This is a genomic window from Streptomyces sp. NPDC031111, from assembly GCF_055570675.1.
Window position 1 is genome coordinate 531,043 of the sequence record NZ_JBVIGS010000001.1, and the last position, 18,518, is coordinate 549,560.

The 18,518-nt window shown below is 71.3% G+C and carries 12 protein-coding genes; 11 read left to right on the plus strand and 1 reads right to left on the minus strand.

What is annotated here, in order from left to right:
- Positions 1-87 precede the first annotated feature (87 nt).
- The 6 genes from mreC to ACZ470_RS02395 all read left to right on the plus strand — a co-directional run bounded on the left by mreC (position 88) and on the right by ACZ470_RS02395 (position 8,922).
- Positions 88-1,029: a rod shape-determining protein MreC gene (gene mreC, locus ACZ470_RS02370; RefSeq protein ID WP_468423637.1), complete on the plus strand. Its 942-nt coding sequence runs from the start codon at positions 88-90 to the stop codon at positions 1,027-1,029.
- A 12-nt stretch (positions 1,030-1,041) separates the two neighbouring features.
- On the plus strand, positions 1,042-1,710 hold the full coding sequence (mreD, locus tag ACZ470_RS02375; protein ID WP_468423639.1) for a rod shape-determining protein MreD: 669 nt from the start codon (positions 1,042-1,044) through the stop codon (positions 1,708-1,710).
- 115 nt (positions 1,711-1,825) lie between these two features.
- Complete coding sequence (mrdA, locus tag ACZ470_RS02380; RefSeq protein WP_468423641.1) at positions 1,826-4,120, plus strand: penicillin-binding protein 2; 2,295 nt, start codon at positions 1,826-1,828, stop codon at positions 4,118-4,120.
- A complete protein-coding gene (gene rodA / locus ACZ470_RS02385) occupies positions 4,117-5,319 on the plus strand; it encodes a rod shape-determining protein RodA (protein WP_468423643.1) in 1,203 nt (400 codons plus the stop codon). Before mrdA ends, rodA begins: the two co-directional genes overlap by 4 nt.
- 58 nt (positions 5,320-5,377) lie before the next feature.
- The gene (locus ACZ470_RS02390) at positions 5,378-6,880 is read left to right on the plus strand and encodes a CYTH and CHAD domain-containing protein (RefSeq protein WP_468423645.1); all 1,503 of its coding nucleotides are present in this window, start codon (positions 5,378-5,380) and stop codon (positions 6,878-6,880) included.
- Positions 6,881-6,972: 92 nt separating this feature from the next.
- On the plus strand, positions 6,973-8,922 hold the full coding sequence (locus tag ACZ470_RS02395) for a TIGR03960 family B12-binding radical SAM protein (RefSeq protein WP_468423647.1): 1,950 nt from the start codon (positions 6,973-6,975) through the stop codon (positions 8,920-8,922).
- 59 nt (positions 8,923-8,981) lie between these two features.
- On the opposite strand, the gene ACZ470_RS02400 is transcribed toward ACZ470_RS02395, so the two are convergent.
- Positions 8,982-9,698: a hypothetical protein gene (locus tag ACZ470_RS02400; protein ID WP_468423649.1), complete on the minus strand. Its 717-nt coding sequence runs from the start codon at positions 9,696-9,698 to the stop codon at positions 8,982-8,984.
- Positions 9,699-9,970: 272 nt separating this feature from the next.
- Here ACZ470_RS02400 and ACZ470_RS02405 point away from each other — a divergent pair, with 272 nt between their 5' ends.
- From ACZ470_RS02405 to rfbB, 5 genes are all read left to right on the plus strand, one after another.
- Positions 9,971-11,038: a hypothetical protein gene (locus ACZ470_RS02405; RefSeq protein WP_468423651.1), complete on the plus strand. Its 1,068-nt coding sequence runs from the start codon at positions 9,971-9,973 to the stop codon at positions 11,036-11,038.
- A 48-nt stretch (positions 11,039-11,086) separates the two neighbouring features.
- Complete coding sequence (locus ACZ470_RS02410; RefSeq protein ID WP_468423652.1) at positions 11,087-11,872, plus strand: TIGR03936 family radical SAM-associated protein; 786 nt, start codon at positions 11,087-11,089, stop codon at positions 11,870-11,872.
- Positions 11,873-12,133: 261 nt separating this feature from the next.
- Positions 12,134-16,147 (plus strand): Rne/Rng family ribonuclease, encoded by a 4,014-nt coding sequence (locus ACZ470_RS02415; RefSeq protein ID WP_468423654.1) that lies wholly within the window; start codon positions 12,134-12,136, stop codon positions 16,145-16,147.
- Positions 16,148-16,359: 212 nt separating this feature from the next.
- Positions 16,360-17,427, plus strand: coding sequence for a glucose-1-phosphate thymidylyltransferase (locus tag ACZ470_RS02420; protein WP_468423656.1), 1,068 nt, complete (start codon positions 16,360-16,362; stop codon positions 17,425-17,427).
- On the plus strand, positions 17,424-18,413 hold the full coding sequence (gene rfbB / locus ACZ470_RS02425) for a dTDP-glucose 4,6-dehydratase (RefSeq protein ID WP_468423658.1): 990 nt from the start codon (positions 17,424-17,426) through the stop codon (positions 18,411-18,413). Before ACZ470_RS02420 ends, rfbB begins: the two co-directional genes overlap by 4 nt.
- Positions 18,414-18,518: the final 105 nt, after the last annotated feature.

Sequence of the window (18,518 nt, forward strand, 5' to 3'; positions counted from 1 at the left end):
CGAAGCACTCGAAGCGTTTCACCACCACACCTGAACAGACCCCCCACCTCATACCCGTTCTCGACGAGGAAGGCACGGCCGCCGCACGTGAGGGACACACGAGAGAGCCGGCTGCTCCTGGTGCTGCTGATCGCCATCGCGTTCGCACTGATCACGGTGGACATCCGCGGCGGGGAGGATTCACCGGTCGACGGTGCCCGGCGGGCCGCGGCGACCGTCTTCGGCCCGATCGAGAACGGCGTGTCCGGCGTGGTCGACCCGATCGGCAACGCCGTCTCCGCCGTCCGTGAGTCCGGCGACCGGCACGACCGGCTCGCCGAGCTGGAGCGGGAGAACGCCGCGCTCAAGGCCGAACTCGGCAGCGACGACCGCGGCCGCAGCCGCCTCAAGCAGCTCGACAAACTGCTGAAGATCTCCGGCCGGGGGCAGTACGGCATCAAGGGCGCCCAAGTCATCGCCATAGGAGCCGCGCAGGGCTTCTCCTGGACCATCACCATCGACGCCGGCGCCAACGACGGCATCGAACGCGACATGACCGTCCTCAACGGCGACGGACTCGTCGGCCGCGTCACCACCGTCGGCCCGAACACCGCCACCGTGCTGCTCGCCAGCGACCCCGACTTCACCGTCGGCACCCGCATGGAGGCCGGCGACGAACTCGGCTTCGCCTCCGGGCAGGGCGACCGGCCGCTGCGCGTCGAACTCCTCAACAGCAAGGCCGAGATCAAGAAGGGCGACCGCCTGGTCACCTTCGGCTCACAGGCCGACAAGCCGTTCGTGCCCGGCGTCCCGGTCGGCGTCGTCTCCCGCGTCGACCCCTCCGGCGGCGACCTCACCCGCACCCTCTACGTCACGCCGTTCGTCAGCTTCAGCAAGCTCGACGTCGTCGGTGTCGTCGTCCAGGCGCCCGAGAAGGACCCGCGCGACACGGTCCTGCCGAAGAAGCCGAAGCCGACGCCCACGCCGACCGTGACGGTGACCGTCACCCCCTCGGCCCCCGCCGACGGCCAGTACCAGCAAGAGCAGTAGGAGCTGTCACCCATGCGCCTCAACCGGATCCTGCTCTCCAGCTCGCTGATCGTCGTCGCCCTGGTGCTCCAGGTGAGCGTCCTCGCCCGCCTCCACCTCCCGGGCGCCGTCCCCGACCTGCTGCTGCTCACCGTCCTCGGCCTCGCCCTGGTCTACGGCCATGTCGGCGGCGCCCTCGTCGGCTTCGCCGCCGGTCTCCTCGCCGACCTCGCCCCGCCCGCCGACCACGCCGCCGGCCGCTACGCCCTGGTGCTGTGCGTCATCGGCTACCTCGCCGGACTCGTCAAACCCGAGAGCGGCCAGGTCAAGTCCGCCACCGGCCCCATGGTCGTGGTGGTCGCCGCCGCGGTCGGCTCCACCCTCCTCTACGCCGGGGTCGGCGCCCTCGTCGGCGACACCGCCGCCCGCCATGTCGGCCTGGGCGGGCTGCTGTTCACCGCCGCCCTGTACGACCTGCTGCTCGCGCCGTTCGTCGTGCCCGGAGTGATGGCCCTGGCCCGGCGCGCCGAGAACGATCCGCTCGCCGAGACCAACCCCGCCAAATCCGGTGACATCGCCTCCGGCTGGCTCTCCGGCGGCACCGGGCTGCGCATCGGCGGCCAGCGCAACGGACTGCGCGTCAAGGCGGCCCGGGCGCGCGTGGCCCGCGCCGGACGCATCAAGGGGGTCAAGCGCCTGTGACCTCACGGAACTTCACCGGAACGAGTGACAGGGCGCCGGAACGCCGACACCCGGCCCAGCCGTTCACCACTCGTACCCGCACACTCGTACGCGCTCCGAGAGAGGAGGAAACCGCGTGACCAACATTCCCGAGACCGGCCGCAGCCCGCGGGTCCAGATCCGGCTCGTCGTCATCCAGGTCCTCGTCATCTCCCTCCTCGGCACCCTCGGCGGTCGCCTGTGGTACCTCCAGATCCGCGAGGGCGACCAGTACGCCAAGGAGGCCTCCGGCAACCACGTCCAGCAGGTCGTCCAGCCCGCCGTCCGCGGCTCCATCCTGGACGCGCGCGGAGTGGCCCTCGCCGACAACGAGACCCGGCTGGTCGTCTCCGCCTCCCGCACCGACCTCCTGAAGATGAAGGACGACGGCAAGGCGGTCCTCACCAAACTCGCCGGTGTCCTCGGCATGGACCCCGCGGAGGTCATGCGGAAGGTCCGCCTCTGCGACGCCGAGACCCCCCAGCCCTGCTGGAACGGCTCGCCGTACCAGCCCATCCCCATCACCGACGAGGCCACCGCCAAGCAGGCCCTCCAGATCCGCGAGCGCGCCGAGGACTTCCCCGGCATCACCGCCGAGCCACAGGCCCTGCGCCGCTACCCGAGCCCGGGCAAGGCCAACACCGCCCAGGTCCTCGGCTACCTCTCGCCCGTCACCGACGAGGAGATCCAGCAGGCCGAGGACACCAGCTCCCCCTACCTGCGCTCCGACATGGTCGGCCGGTCCGGCCTGGAGCGCCAGTACGACAAGGAGCTGCGCGGCAAGGCCGGCGTCACCCGCTACGAGGTCGACAACCTCGGCCGCGTCATCGGAGAGGCCGAGGCCGACCCCGCCCAGGCCGGCGCCAACCTCGTCACCAGCATCGACTCCCGCGTCCAGCGCATCGCCGAGTACGAGCTGAACGAGGCGATGAAGGCCGCCCGCAAGGAGCACGACCGCAACACCAACCGCAACTACGAGGCCGACTCCGGCGCCGTCGTCGTCATGGAGGCCAAGACCGGCCGCGTCGTCGCCATGGCCTCCAACCCCACCTACGACCCCAACGCCTGGGTCGGCGGCATCTCCGCCAAGGACTACGCCAACCTCACCGGCAAGAAGTCCAACTACCCGCTGCTCAACCGCGCCATCCAGGGCCAGTCGGCGCCGGGCTCCATCTTCAAGGTCATCCCGACGGCCGCCGCCATACAGGCCGGCTACTCCTTCGAAGGCCCCTACAACTGCTCCAGCTCGTACTCCATCGGCGGGCAGGTCTTCAAGAACTTCGAGTCCCAGAACCACGGCCCGATCAGTCTCGGCCGCGCCCTCGAGGTCTCCTGCGACACCGTGTTCTACGCGCTCTCCCACGAGGAGTGGAAGCGCGACGGCGGCAACAAGCCGAAGAAGAACGCCAACGACTGGTTCTACAAGACCGCCCACCAGTTCGGCCTCGGTGAGGAAACCGGCATCGACCTGCCCAACGAGGTCACCGGCCGCGTCCCCGACCGCCAGTGGAAGCTCGACTACTGGAAGGCCAACAAGGACGTCTGGTGCAAGACCGGGAAGAAGGACGGCAGCTACGCCGAGCGCATCGCCTACGAGAACTGCCTCGAAGGCAACCGGCTGCGCGCCGGTGACTCCGTCAACTACTCCATCGGCCAGGGCGACACCCTCGTCACCCCCATCCAGATGGCCACCATCTACTCGGCCATCTCCAACGGCGGCACCCTCTACGACCCCACCGTCGGCAAGGCCGTCATCAGCCCCGACGGCAAGACGGTCACGGAGATCGAGCCCAAGCCGCACGGCAAGCTCCCGACGTCGAAGAAGACGCTCGCCCAGATAGACGAAGCCCTCGAGGGAGTCGCCACCCGCGGTACGGCCGCGTGGCGATTCGGGGGCTGGCCACAGGACGAGATCCCGATGCACGCCAAGACCGGTACCGCCGAGGTCTACGGCAAGCAGACCACCTCGTGGTTCGCGACGTACACCGAGGACTACTCGATCGTCATGACGATCTCCCAGGGTGGTACGGGCTCCGGCGCCTCGGGCCCCGCCGTGCGCAACATCTACAACGCCCTGTACGGCGTCTCCGAGGACGGCGAGATCGACAAGAAGAAGGCGCTGCTGCCCACACCGCAGAAGACCCTCCCGAAGGTCCGCACGGACGGCACCATCACCTCCCCGAAGGTCTCCAAGGACCCCGCCAAGGACCGGGCCACCCCGTCCCCCGACGCCGGGGCCAGTACCACCCCGCAGGACGACCCCGCCGATCCGCAGCAGGCGGGCACGGCCCCCTCACCGGAGATCGGCAACCGCCAGACCCGCCGCCACCACCGGCGACGACGCGGCGCCGGCAGGGGAACGCGCGGCGCCACGCGGAGGGCAGCGGCATGACCGGCGGCGTCAACAGCTTCCAGGTCTCCGGATACGGACCGGAGCGGGCCGGCTGGACACGGGTCTTCGCCCGTGACTCCCTGGCCCGCCGGCTCGACTGGCCGATACTGCTCTCGGCGCTCGCCCTGTCGCTGCTCGGCTCGCTCCTGGTCTACTCCGCCACCCGCAACCGCACCGAACTCAACCAGGGCGACCCCTACTACTTCCTGGTCCGGCACTGGCTCAACACCGGCATCGGACTGGCCCTGATGATCGGCGCCCTCTGGCTCGGCCACCGCGCCCTGCGCACGGCCGTGCCGCTGCTGTACGGCGCCTCGGTCTTCCTGATCCTGCTCGTACTCACGCCCCTGGGCTCCACCATCAACGGCGCCCACTCCTGGATCAAGCTCCCCGGCGGCTTCTCCCTCCAGCCCTCCGAGTTCGTGAAGATCACGATCATCCTGGGCATGGCGATGCTGCTCGCCGCCCGCGTCGACGCCGGTGACAAGCCCCACCCCGATCACCGCACCGTCCTCCAGGCACTCGGGCTGGCCGTCGTCCCCATGCTGATCGTGATGCTCATGCCCGACCTCGGGTCAGTCATGGTCATGGTCATCATCGTGCTCGGCGTACTGCTCGCCTCCGGGGCCTCCAACCGATGGATCTTCGGCCTGATGAGCGCCGGCGCGATCGGCGCGGTCACCGTCTGGCAACTCGGCATCCTCGACGAGTACCAGATCAACCGCTTCGCCGCCTTCGCCAACCCGGAGCTCGACCCCGCCGGCGTCGGCTACAACACCAACCAGGCCCGCATCGCCATCGGCTCCGGCGGACTGACCGGCTCCGGCCTCTTCCAAGGCTCCCAGACCACCGGCCAGTTCGTGCCCGAGCAGCAGACCGACTTCGTCTTCACGGTCGCCGGCGAGGAACTCGGATTCGTCGGCGGCGCACTCATCATCGGCCTGCTCGGCATCATCCTCTGGCGCGCCTGCCGCATCGCCCGCGACACCACCGACCTCTACGGCACCGTCGTCGCCGCCGGCATCGTCGCCTGGTTCGCCTTCCAGTCCTTCGAGAACATCGGCATGACCCTCGGCATCATGCCCGTGACCGGCCTGCCCCTGCCGTTCGTCTCCTACGGCGGCTCCTCGATGTTCGCCGTCTGGCTCGCCGTGGGCCTGCTCCAGTCGATCCGCATACAACGCCCACTGTCCGCGTGACAGCAGGGCGCGCGGCGGCCCACTGCCGTCGCGCGCCCGTGGCGACTAGATTCGGTTCATGGCGGACACCAAGCGCGAGATCGAGCGAAAGTACGAGTCCGACGAGAGCGGACTGCCCGACCTGACCCGCGTCCCCGGCGTGGCAGCCGTCCTGGACAAGGGCGTCGCCCACCTCGACGCCACCTACCACGACACCGCCGACGAACGCCTCGTCGCGTCCTCCGTCACCCTGCGCCACCGCACCGGCGGCTCCGACGCCGGCTGGCACCTGAAGTTCCCCGTCGCCCCCGGGGTGCGCGACGAGATCCGCGCCCCGCTCTCCGACACCCTCCCCGACGAACTCGCCGCCCTCGTCCGTTCCCGCGTCCGCCACGGCGAACTGCTGCCGCTCGTCCGGCTCCGCTCCGACCGCGACGTACGCCACCTGGTCGACGCCGACGGCCGGCTGCTCGCCGAGGTCAGCGTCGACAGCGTCCACGCCGAACGCCTCACCGGCCCCGGCGGCACCGCCCAGTGGACGGAGATCGAGGTCGAACTCGCCGACGACGGCGACCCCGCCTTCCTCGACAAGGTCGACAAACGCCTGCGCAAGGCCGGCGTACGCCCCTCGTCCTCGGCCTCGAAACTGGCCCGCGCCCTCGCCGAGACGGCACCCCCGCGGGAACGCCCGGCCGGGAAACCCGTCACCGCCGGAGACCACGTCCTCGCCTACGTCCGGGCCCAGCGTGACGCCCTCGTCGAGCTCGACCCCGCCGTACGCCGTGACCTGCCCGACTCCGTGCACCGCATGCGGGTCGCCACCCGCCGCCTGCGCAGCACCTTCCGCACCTTCGGCACCGTCCTCGACCGCGAGGTGACCGACCCGATCGCCGCCGACCTGAAATGGCTGGCCGCCGAGCTCGGCCTGGACCGCGACCAGGAAGTGCTCGCCGCCCGCCTCGAAGCCGCCCTCGCCGACCTGCCCGACACCCTCGTCGACGGGCCCATCGGCGACCGGCTCGCCACCTGGTCCGAGCTCGGCCACAGCGGAGCCCACGGCCGCCTCACCGGCATCCTCGACTCCCGCCGCCACCTCACCCTCCTCGACACCCTCGACGCCCTCCTGGCCGACCCGCCCCTGCGCCCGAAGGCCGGCGCCACACCCGACAAGGTCCTCACCAAGGCCGTACGCAAGGACCTCGACAAGCTCACCGGCCTCGTCACCCGGGCCCTGGACCTCCCGCCCGGCACCGACCGCGACCTCGCCCTGCACGACGCCCGCAAGAAGACCAAACGCACCCGGTACGCGGCAGAGGCCGTCACCCCCGCACTCGGCGCCCCGGCGAAGGACCTGGCCAGGGCCATGAAGTCGCTCCAGGGCCTGCTCGGCGACCACCAGGACAGCGTCATGGCCCGCCAGACCCTGCGTGAGCTCGCCGTCGTCGCCCACGCGGCCGGTGAGAGCGCCTTCACCTACGGAGTCCTCCACGCCCACGAGGAACGCCGCGCCGAGCTCGCCGAGGCCGCCCTCCCCGAGGCCTGGACGTCGATCACCAAGGACCTCCGGCACTGGACGACGTAGGGAGTACCCCTGCGGCCGCGTTAGTCTGGATGGTCACCCGCCCCCAGCCTCCGGCCGGGGGGACCCCCAGTCAGCACACGAAGGTTCGCGAGATGCCTGCCGAAGCCGCCGAGTCTGTCTTCCCGCAGCTCGAAGCTCTGCTCCCGCATGTGCAGAAGCCGATCCAGTACGTCGGCGGAGAGCTCAACTCCACGGTCAAGCCGTGGGACAGCTGCGACGTCCGCTGGGCGCTCATGTACCCCGACGCGTACGAGGTCGGACTCCCCAACCAGGGCGTCATGATCCTCTACGAGGTCCTCAACGAGCAGGACGGTGTCCTCGCCGAGCGCACCTACAGCGTCTGGCCCGACCTCGAGGCGCTGATGCGGGAACACAGTGTCCCGCAGTTCACCGTCGACAGCCACCGCCCGGTGAAGGCCTTCGACGTGTTCGGCCTGAGCTTCTCCACCGAGCTCGGCTACACGAACATGCTCACCGCCCTGGACCTGGCCGGCATCCCGCTGGAGGCCAAGGACCGCACGCTGGACGACCCGATCGTCATGGCCGGCGGGCACGCGGCCTTCAACCCCGAGCCGATCGCCGACTTCATCGACTGCGCGGTCATCGGCGACGGCGAGCAGGCCGTCCTCGAGGTGACGCGGATCATCCGCGCCTGGAAGGAGGAGGGCCGCCCCGGCGGCCGCGAGGAGCTCCTCTTCCGCCTGGCGAGGACGGGCGGGGTGTACGTCCCCGGCTTCTACGACGTCGAGTACCTCCCCGACGGCCGCATCGCCCGCGTCGTACCGAACAAGTCGGGCGTCCCGTGGCGCGTCTCCAAGCACACGGTGATGGACCTCGACGAGTGGCCCTACCCCAAGCAGCCCCTCGTCCCCCTCGCCGAGACGGTGCACGAGCGCATGTCGGTGGAGATCTTCCGCGGCTGCACCCGCGGCTGCCGCTTCTGCCAGGCCGGCATGATCACCCGCCCGGTCCGCGAGCGCTCGATCACCGGCATCGGCGAGATGGTCGACAAGGGTCTGAAGGCCACGGGCTTCGAGGAGGTGGGCCTGCTCTCCCTCTCCTCCGCGGACCACTCGGAGATCGGCGACATCGCCAAGGGTCTCGCCGACCGCTACGAGGACGACAAGATCGGCCTCTCCCTGCCCTCCACCCGCGTCGACGCCTTCAACATCGACCTGGCCAACGAGCTGACCCGAAACGGCCGCCGCTCGGGCCTGACCTTCGCCCCGGAGGGCGGCTCGGAGCGGATCCGCAAGGTCATCAACAAGATGGTCTCCGAGGACGACCTCATCCGGACCGTCGCCACGGCCTACGGCAACGGCTGGCGCCAGGTGAAGCTGTACTTCATGTGCGGCCTGCCCACCGAGACCGACGACGACGTCCTCCAGATCGCCGACATGGCCACCCGCGTGATCGCCAAGGGCCGCGAGGTCTCCGGCTCCAACGACATCCGCTGCACGGTCTCCATCGGCGGCTTCGTCCCCAAGCCGCACACCCCCTTCCAGTGGGCCCCGCAGCTCTCCGCCGAGGAGACGGACGCCCGGCTGACCAAGCTCCGGGACAAGATCCGCGGCGACAAGAAGTACGGCCGCTCCATCGGCTTCCGCTACCACGACGGCAAGCCCGGCATCGTCGAGGGCCTGCTCTCCCGGGGCGACCGCCGCATCGGCGCGGTCATCCGCGCGGTCTACGAGGACGGCGGCCGCTTCGACGGCTGGCGCGAGCACTTCTCGTACGACCGCTGGATGGCCTGCGCGGACAAGGCGCTCGCGCAGTTCGGCGTGGACGTCGACTGGTACACCACCCGCGAGCGCACCTACGAGGAGGTCCTCCCCTGGGACCACCTCGACTCGGGCCTCGACAAGGACTGGCTCTGGGAGGACTGGCAGGACGCCCTCGACGAGACGGAGGTCGAGGACTGCCGCTGGACCCCGTGCTTCGACTGCGGGGTGTGTCCGCAGATGGACACCTCGATTCAGATCGGCCCCACCGGCAGGAAGTTGCTGCCGCTGACGGTCAAGAACGCGGCGCCCGCTTCCTGACGATGAACACGGAAAGCCCCCCTTCGTGATGAAGGGGGGCTTTCGCGTTCGGCGGGGGGCTAGGGGAGGTCGCGTCGGTACTGGGGGACTCGGTGGCGGGCCGAGGGGCGGCGGGGCGGGCGGGTCAGGGTGATCTGGCGGACGAGTTGCTGGAAGCAGGCCAGTGCGGCGACTCCCGGGAGGGCCGCGGCGGCCGTGTCGATGATCGTGCGGGGAGCCTGGGCGACGCAGAGCAGTACCGCGAGGGACGAGAAGAGCAGCACGACGAACCACGAGTGCAGGGCGCGTCGTTGGTGCAGTGCCGCGCGGAGGATGGAGAGGGACCCGGCCAGCCAGGGGCCGTAGACCAGCATGGGCCACCAGGCGGAGGAACTGCCGCTGCTGTGGGCCGTGGTGACGAGCAGCAGGGGTTCGTAGGTGACGACGCCGCTGAAGACGCTGACCATCGACACGGTGACCGCCGCCAGGGCGGCGATGACATAGCTGGCGAGGCGGAGGGCGTCGGGGCGTTTGCGCGGGGGCTTGCGATGGTTGCGCGGTGCCGCGCGCAGGGGTGGCAGTTCCGCCGTGATCTCTTGGAGGTTGCCCATGGGGCTGCCGACCGGAGGTGCGGTGACCGGCGCCTCCTCGCGGGGCGGCGGCATGGTGGCCCTGGCGTACTCCTCACTGCGGGCCTCCTGGAGCAGATAGGCGAGTTCCTCGGCCGGGTCCCAGGGGGGAACGGTTGATTCCATGTGCTCTGCGTAGACGAGAGGGTCGTAGCGTTCGTCATTCATGTCAGCCGGCCTCGCCGATCCACTCTCCGGCGAGGTCGGATGCCCGCGAATTCCCCCCGTCGGGCCTGATCGGCCCGGACATGCTTGCCTTCGTCATATAGCGACTAACGGTGGCTCTTTCACTTGGATGCGTGGCGAATGAGTGAACGCCCGTAGGGAAAATTGTTTTATATAAGGCGTGGAATTCCTATTTCCGATCGGCGTTCAGCATATGAGGTAAACAACATCATGAGCATGGGATCCGGGCGGGCCGCGCCTGCGTCTACACAGGCATGGATCTCGAGAAGCCGGCCGCCGCGCCGGTCGCCGCGCCCGCGGGGGAGGGGTGCCTCGTCGTGGCGATCCGCATCCCGGTGCGGATCGTGGTGCTGGTACTGGTCGTGCCGGTGCGGATGGTGTGGGACGCGCTGGTCGTCGCCGGGCGGTTCCTGAACGACACGGTGTTCCGGCCCCTCGGGAGGGCGCTGCTGTGGGTGGGGCGGGCGGTGTTCGTTTGGCCGTTCGTGGGCCTGTGGCGCTATGTGCTGGTGCCGCTGGGCACGGGGCTGGCCTGGCTCGGGCGGGTGCTGGTGGTCCTTCCGGCCATGGCGTTCTACCGCCATGTGCTGACTCCGCTCGGTCATGCGGCCGGGTGGCTGTACGCGCGTGTGCTGACGCCCGTAGGGCATGTGCTGGCCGCGATCGGGGCCGGGTTCTGGACGGGTGTGGTGTGGCTGGGGCGGTATCTCGTCGTCGTGCCGTCGGCGTGGCTGTACCGGTGGGTCCTCACTCCTGTGGGTCGGGCGGTCGTCTGGTGCGTCAACGGCCTTGTGTGGCTGGTGACCACGATCGTCTCCGGGATCGGCCTGTGCCTGTACTGGATCACCCGGATCCTGCTGGTACTGCCCGCGCTCGCGGTGTGGCGGTGGGTTCTGGCGCCCGTCGGGCGGGTGCTGGCCGTCGTCGCGCGGGAGGTCGGGGACGCCCTCGTCCACGCCTGGCGGGTCGCGGGGCACATCTCGCTCGCCGTCGGACGGTTCCTCGGGACGGTCCTGCGGTGGGTGTTCGTGGAACCGGTGCGATGGGTGTACCGGAGCGTGCTGACCCCGGTGGGACACGTGGTGCGCGACACCGTGCTGAGGCCCGCCGCCGAGGCCGCGCGCCGGGCCGGCCGGGCCACCCGGCAGGCCCTCGCCGCCGCCCGCGCCTCGGTGCGGCGGGCCCGCGCCGACGTGTGGCGGACGCTGCTCGGCCAACCGGCCACGGAACCGACGAAACCGCAGCTCACGCACCGGGGGGAACCTACGGGGCGAGAGGCACGTACTCTTGGTAGCAGTACGTCCGCTCTCACGAAGGACTGAATAACACTGGGCAAGCGACAGCCCGAAGGCCCGCCGCCCGCACCCGCGGTGCAGCGCATCCGACTGCGCTACACCAAGCGCGGCCGCCTCCGGTTCACCAGCCACCGTGACTTCCAGCGCGCCTTCGAGCGTGCGCTGCGCCGCGCCGAGGTGCCGATGGCGTACTCGGCGGGGTTCACACCGCACCCGAAGGTGTCGTACGCCAATGCCGCACCCACCGGCACGGGCAGTGAGGCGGAATACCTGGAGATCGCGCTCACCGAGTCGCGTGACCCGGAACGGCTCCGTGCGCTCCTCGACGAGTCGCTGCCCGCCGGGCTCGACATCGTCGAGGCGGTCGAGGCCCGCACATCGGGTCTCGCCGACCGGCTGACGGCTTCCGTGTGGGAGCTGCGGCTGGACGGCGTGGCCCCCGAGGACGCCCGCCGCGCGGTGGACGCCTTCAACGCGGCCGGTACCGTCGAGGTGCAGCGCCTGACCAAGAACGGCGTCCGCACCTTCGACGCCCGCTCCGCGGTCAGGGGCCTGGAGTGCCTGGAGAGCTCGGAAACGCTCTCTTCGCAGGCTGATAGGCCGACCGACCAGCCCTGTGCGATACTGCGGCTGGTTGTTCGGCACGTGACGCCTGCCGTACGACCCGACGACGTCCTGTCCGGTCTCCGCGCCGTGGCCGACCTGGCGCCGCCGGTCCCCGCAGCGGTGACCAGGCTGGCGCAGGGGCTGCTCGATGAAGAGACCGGCACGGTGACCGACCCGCTCGCGCCCGACCGCGAGGCAGCAGCGACCGAGCCGCAACCGGCCGGCGCCACTGCCGCCGCGACGGCGCCGGCGTAAGGAAGGTCCCGCGAAGGGACGGATGTCGTAAGCGCCGCCCTCGAACTCGGGAGCCACCTGGGTCGGGCAGCGCACCGACCAGAAGACTTTCGCCAGGCCGTACGCATTCGGCGTACGGAACCGGCGAGACAGGACACAGAGTGCTCCCGTGCGGCGCCCGCGCCCCGGACGGCGGCGATCGCGCATCGCGCGCGCCGCGGACGTCACCGGCATCGCCGGACCAGGTGCGGCGCCCGGGAGCCTGACGGGAGAAACGCCCGCATGCTCGAACCGATCGAGCCCACCGAGGGCTCCGAACCGAACACCCCCAGCGACACCCTGCCGCCCAGGCGGCGGCGCCGTGCCGCGTCCCGCCCGGCGGGCCCGCCCACCGGGGCCGCCGACACGACGGTGGAGACCGTCGCGCCGGCCATACCGACCGCGGAGCCGGACGACCCCGACGAGCTCGTGGCGCAGGAGAGCCCCGAGCCCGAGGCCGAGAAGGAGCCCGAGCCCGCTCCGGCCGCCGCGCCCCGGCGTCGCCGTGTGGTGCGCCGCGCGGCCGCCCCGGCCGGGGCACCGGAGTCGGCGGAGGCCGCCGAGACCGTCGTACCGGCGACGCCCGCCGCGCCCGAGCCCGCTCCGGCGGCCGAGCAGCCCGCCGTCGCCGCCGAGACCCCCGAGGACGCCGCCCCGCGCCGTACCAGGCGCCGTGCGACCCGCAGCGTGACGTCGCCCGAGGCGACCGAGGCCGGCGAGACCCCCGAGACCACGGACGAGGCTCCGGCGGAGCCCGCCGCCGAGGAGGCCGCTCCGCGCCGCACCCGGCGCCGTGCCACGCGCACGGTGACCGCGCCGGAGCCGTCCACCGAGACCGCCGAGGCCGCCGAGACCACCACTGAGGCACCCCAGGCCGCCGAGACGTCCGAGGAAGCGGCTCCGCGCCGTACCCGGCGTCGTGCGTCGCGGGCCGCCTCCGCGCCCGCCGAGGCGCCGGTGACCGCCGAAACGGCCGAGCCCGAGCAGGCCGCACCGGCCGCGGCAGAGGCCCCGGTGGCCGAGGAGGCCGTGGAGGCCGCGGACGAGGCCGCCCCGCGGCGCCGTCGCCGGGTGGTCCGCAAGGCCGCCGCCGGCTTCGCCGAGCCCGAGCGCCCCGCACGGGCGGCACGGACCGCACGGCAGGCCGAGCCCGCCGCGTCGGCCGAGCCCGAGGAGGCGGAGACCACGTCGCGGCGCCCCGCGCGTCCGGCCGTCGCCGTGTTCCAGGCGCCGGTGTTCACCGAGCCCCGCTTCCAGACCCCGGAGCGTGCCGCCGCCGAGGCGGCCGCCGAGGTCGCCGAACCGGCGGAGCCGGAGGAGACCGAGGAGTTCCCCGAGGAGCAGCCCGCCGCCTCCCGCCGCCGTCGCCGGCGCCGGGGCGCGGACGACGGGACCGAGGCCGCTCCCGCGCCCCGGGCCGAGGACGAGACCGAAGCCGAGGCCGAGGAGGCCGAGGAGCCGGCCGAGGACCACGCCGAGGGCGAGGACGAGAGCGAGGGCGCCGGTTCGCGCCGTCGCCGCCGCCGTGGCGGTCGCCGCCGTCGGCGTGGTGACTCCGCCGAGACCGACGCCGAGGGCGGCGAGCCCGCGGACGCCGGTTCCGAGCGGGCCGCGGCCGAGCAGGCCGCCCAGGACGCGGAGGACACCGCCGAGCAGGTCGAGGAGGACGCCGAGGAGTCCGCCGAGCACGCCGAGGACCGCGACGGGTCCAGCAGCAGTCGTCGCCGCCGTCGCCGTCGCCGCCGCGCCGGTGACAGCGGTGGTGAGCCCGAGCCGTCCACCGACGACCCCGAGCGCACCGTCGTCAAGGTCCGCGAGCCCCGGCCGAAGGCCGAGCCGTCGGACGAGGTGCAGTCCATCAAGGGCTCCACGCGCCTGGAGGCGAAGAAGCAGCGCCGCCGCGAGGGCCGTGAGCAGGGCCGCCGCCGGGTGCCGATCATCACCGAGGCCGAGTTCCTGGCCCGCCGCGAGGCCGTCGAGCGCGTCATGGTGGTGCGCCAGCACGGCGACCGTACGCAGATCGGCGTCCTGGAGGACGGCGTGCTCGTCGAGCACTACGTCAACAAGGAGCAGGCGACCTCGTACGTCGGGAACGTCTACCTCGGCAAGGTGCAGAACGTGCTGCCGTCGATGGAGGCCGCCTTCATCGACATCGGCAAGGGCCGCAACGCCGTGCTCTACGCCGGTGAGGTCAACTTCGAGGCGCTCGGCATGTCGGGCGGTCCGCGCCGGATCGAGTCCGCGCTGAAGTCCGGCCAGTCGGTCCTGGTGCAGGTCACCAAGGACCCGATCGGCCACAAGGGCGCCCGCCTGACCAGCCAGGTCTCCCTCCCGGGCCGCTACCTCGTGTACGTCCCCGAGGGCTCGATGACCGGCATCAGCCGCAAGCTGCCCGACACCGAGCGGGCCCGGCTGAAGACCATCCTCAAGAAGATCGTCCCCGAGGACGCGGGCGTCATCGTGCGCACCGCCGCCGAGGGCGCGAGCGAGGACGAGCTGCGCCGCGACGTCGAGCGGCTCCAGGCGCAGTGGGAGGAGATCAAGAAGAAGTCCAAGAACGGCGGCAGCGCGCCGACGCTGCTGTACGGCGAGCCGGACATGACCGTCCGGGTCGTGCGGGACATCTTCAACGAGGACTTCACCAAGGTCGTCGTCAGCGGTGACGACGCCTGGGAGACCGTCCACGGGTACGTCGCGCATGTCGCGCCGGACCTCGCGGGACGGTTGCAGCGGTGGACCAGCGAGGTCGACGTTTTCGCCACGTACCGGATCGACGAGCAGCTCGCCAAGGCGCTGGACCGCAAGGTGTGGCTGCCCAGCGGCGGTTCGCTGGTGATCGACCGGACCGAGGCGATGGTCGTCGTCGACGTCAACACCGGCAAGTTCACCGGTCAGGGCGGCAACCTCGAGGAGACGGTCACCAGGAACAACCTGGAGGCGGCCGAGGAGATCGTGCGTCAGCTGCGGCTGCGCGACCTCGGCGGCATCATCGTCATCGACTTCATCGACATGGTGCTGGAGTCCAACCGGGACCTGGTGCTGCGGCGCCTCCTCGAGTGCCTGGGCCGGGACCGTACGAAGCACCAGGTCGCCGAGGTGACCTCGCTGGGTCTGGTCCAGATGACCCGCAAGAGGGTCGGCCAAGGCCTGCTGGAGTCGTTCTCGGAGACCTGCGTCCACTGCAACGGGCGCGGTGTCATCGTGCACCTGGACCAGCCGGCGGCCGCCGCCGGTGGCGGCAAGCGCCGTAAGCGGGCGCGGGCCGGTGCGGCGGAGCAGCCGCACGAGCACGAGCACGAGGCGGTCGCGGTCGTCGAGACGGCCGAGCAGGAGGCGGAGGCGGAGACGGTGGCCGAGGTCGCCGCCGAGGCCGCCGAGCCGGTCGCGCTTCCGGCGCCCGAGTTCACGCCGGACGAGGAGCTGTACAGCAGCGCCGCCGAGGCGGAGGCCGCGGCGACCCGTGGGCGTACCCGACGCCGCACCGGCCGACGGGTGTCGGCCCCGGCGGGCGCGCCGAAGCGGGAGGCCAGGGCCGAACGGCGGAGGGCCGAGGAGGGCGAGAAGGCCGAGGCCGAGGCCGAGGTCCCGACGGCGCAGGACGTGACGGCCGCCGAGGAGGTCGCGCGTCCGGTGCAGCCGGAGCCCGCCACCGAGGCGCTGGCCGAGCCCGCGGCCGTCGAGGACGCGGTGGTACCGGCGGCCGAGCCGGCCGTCGAGGAGGCCGCGCCCAAGGGCCGTACGCGTCGCCGGGCCACCCGCAAGGTGTCCGCGCCTGCCGGTTCCCCGGCGGGGGCGGAGGCCGCGGTGGTGACGGTCGCGGAGCCCGCGGCTCCGGTCGTCGAGGCGCCCGAGCCGAAGCCCGAGGAGACCGTGGCCGAGGCACCCGCCGAGGTCGAGGCCCCGGCCCGTCCGCGCCGTCGCGCGGTGCGCAAGCCGAGCACGTCGACCGCGTCCGAGGACACGGCCGTCGTGGTGGTGCCGTCGACCACGACGGAGGCCGCCGCGGAGGAGGCCGCCGCGGAGGCTCCCGCCGAGGAAGCCGCTCCGGCCAAGAAGACCGCCCGCAAGGCGGCCAAGAAGGCCACGGCGAAGAAGGCCGCCACGAAGAAGACGACGGCCAAGAAGACCGCCGCCAAGAAGACGGCTGCCAAGAAGACCACGGCGAAGAAGGCCGCCACGAAGAAGACGACGGCCAAGAAGACCGCCGCGGCGGCCGAGCAGCCGTCGTCGTCGGTGACGGCCTCCACGGAGGACTGACCGCCGAGTCGTCCGGCACACGTGATCCGCCCCCGGTTTCGGCCGGGGGCGGATCTTTTTTACCTCCGGCGGACACCGGGGGGTCGATTATGTGAATGGCGGGTGAATCCGTGTTCCCGACCGTGGTTATGATGTGCCCAAAGATCGTCTCTAAAGTCAGACAAACAGGGATTTTTTGATCCCTATCTAGGTACAGTATTGGGGCGCCACACGTGAAGGCTCTCGTGCTTTCCGGGGGAGCGGGGACCCGCCTCCGTCCGATCACCCACACCTCGGCCAAACAGCTCGTGCCGGTCGCCAACAAGCCCGTGCTCTTCTACGGGCTGGAGGCGATCGCCGACGCCGGGATCACCGAGGTCGGGATCGTCGTCGGCGACACCGCGGACGAGATCCGTGAGGCGGTGGGGGACGGCTCCCGGTTCGGGATCGAGGTCACCTACATCCCGCAGGACGCGCCCCTGGGCCTCGCGCACGCCGTGCTCATCGCACAGGACTTCCTCGGTGACGACGACTTCGTCATGTACCTCGGCGACAACTTCATCGTCGGTGGCATCACCGGCCTGGTGGAGGAGTTCCGGACCGACCGGCCCGACGCGCAGATCCTGCTGACCAAGGTCCCCAACCCCACCTCCTTCGGTGTCGCCGAACTCGACGCCGACGGCAGGGTGGTGGGCCTGGAGGAGAAGCCGAAGCAGCCGAAGAGCGATCTGGCCCTCGTCGGCGTCTACCTGTTCACCCCGGCCATACACGAGGCCGTCCGCTCCATCGAGCCGTCCTGGCGGGGCGAGTTGGAGATCACGCACGCCATCCAGTGGCTGATCGACGACAAGCGCGACGTCCGCTCCACCACGATCTCCGGGTACTGGAAGGACACCGGCAACGTCACCGACATGCTGGAGGTCAACCGGTCCGTCCTGGAGACCCTGGAGCCCCACAACGCGGGCGCGGTGGACGAGACCAGCGAGATCATCGGCCGGGTGCGCATCGAGGAGGGCGCCCGCGTCAGCGGCAGCCGGATCGTCGGGCCCGCGGTCATCGGCGCCGGCACGGTGATCAACGACGCCTACATCGGGCCCTTCACCTCGGTGTCCGAGGGCTGCCGGATCGAGGACAGCGAAATCGAGTACTCCATCGTCCTGCGGGGCTCGTCCGTGACCGGCGTGCGCCGGGTGGAGGCCTCGCTCATCGGGCGCGACGTCGAGGTCACGCCCGCCCCCCGTAACCCGAAGGCCCACCGGCTCGTGCTCGGTGATCACAGCAAGGTGCAGATCTCCTCATGACTACCAGGATCCTGGTGACCGGCGGCGCCGGTTTCATCGGCTCGCACTACGTCCGTACGCTGCTCGGCCCCCAGGGCCCCGGTGACGTCGCGGTCACCGTCCTGGACAAGCTGACGTACGCGGGCAACCCGGCCAACCTCGACGAGGTGCGCGAGCACCCCGGGTTCGCCTTCGTGCAGGGCGACATCTGCGACCCGGAGCTGGTCGGCAAGCTGATGGCCGAGCACGACCAGGTCGTGCACTTCGCCGCCGAGTCCCACGTCGACCGGTCCATCGACGGCGGCGCGGAGTTCGTCCGTACGAACGTGGTGGGCACCCACACGCTCGTCGACGCCGCGCACCGGGCCGGCATCGCGACCTTCGTGCACATCTCCACCGACGAGGTCTACGGCTCCATCGACGAGGGCTCCTGGCCGGAGACCCACCCGCTGGAGCCCAACTCGCCCTACTCCTCGGCGAAGGCGTCCAGCGACCTGATCGCGCTGTCCTACCACCGCACCCACGGCCTGGACGTCCGCGTCACCCGCTGCTCCAACAACTACGGGCACCACCACTTCCCCGAGAAGGTCATCCCCCTCTTCGTCACCAACCTCCTCGACGGCAAGAAGGTCCCGCTGTACGGCGACGGCGGCAACGTCCGCGACTGGCTGCACATCGACGACCACGTCCAGGGCATCGAACTGGTCCGCACCAAGGGCCGCGCGGGCGAGATCTACAACATCGGCGGCGGCACCGAACTCTCCAACAAGGAGCTCACCGGCCTGCTCCTGGAGGCGTGCGGCGCCGACTGGGAGACCAGCGTCGAGTACGTCGAGGACCGCAAGGGCCACGACCGCCGCTACTCCGTCGACTGCACGAAGATCCGCGAGGAGCTCGGCTACGAGCCCCGCAAGGACTTCCGCGAGGGCCTCGCCGAGACGGTCCAGTGGTACCGCGACAACCGAGCCTGGTGGGAGCCGCTGAAGGAGCGCGCGGCGCTCGGCTGACGCCACCCGTCTCTCGCGGGCCCGGGACGTCCCGGGCCCGTTCAGGCATTTCCCGCGCGCCCCGGACCCCGGCCGGGTCCGGCGCCGTCCGGCACAGAGGAAGAG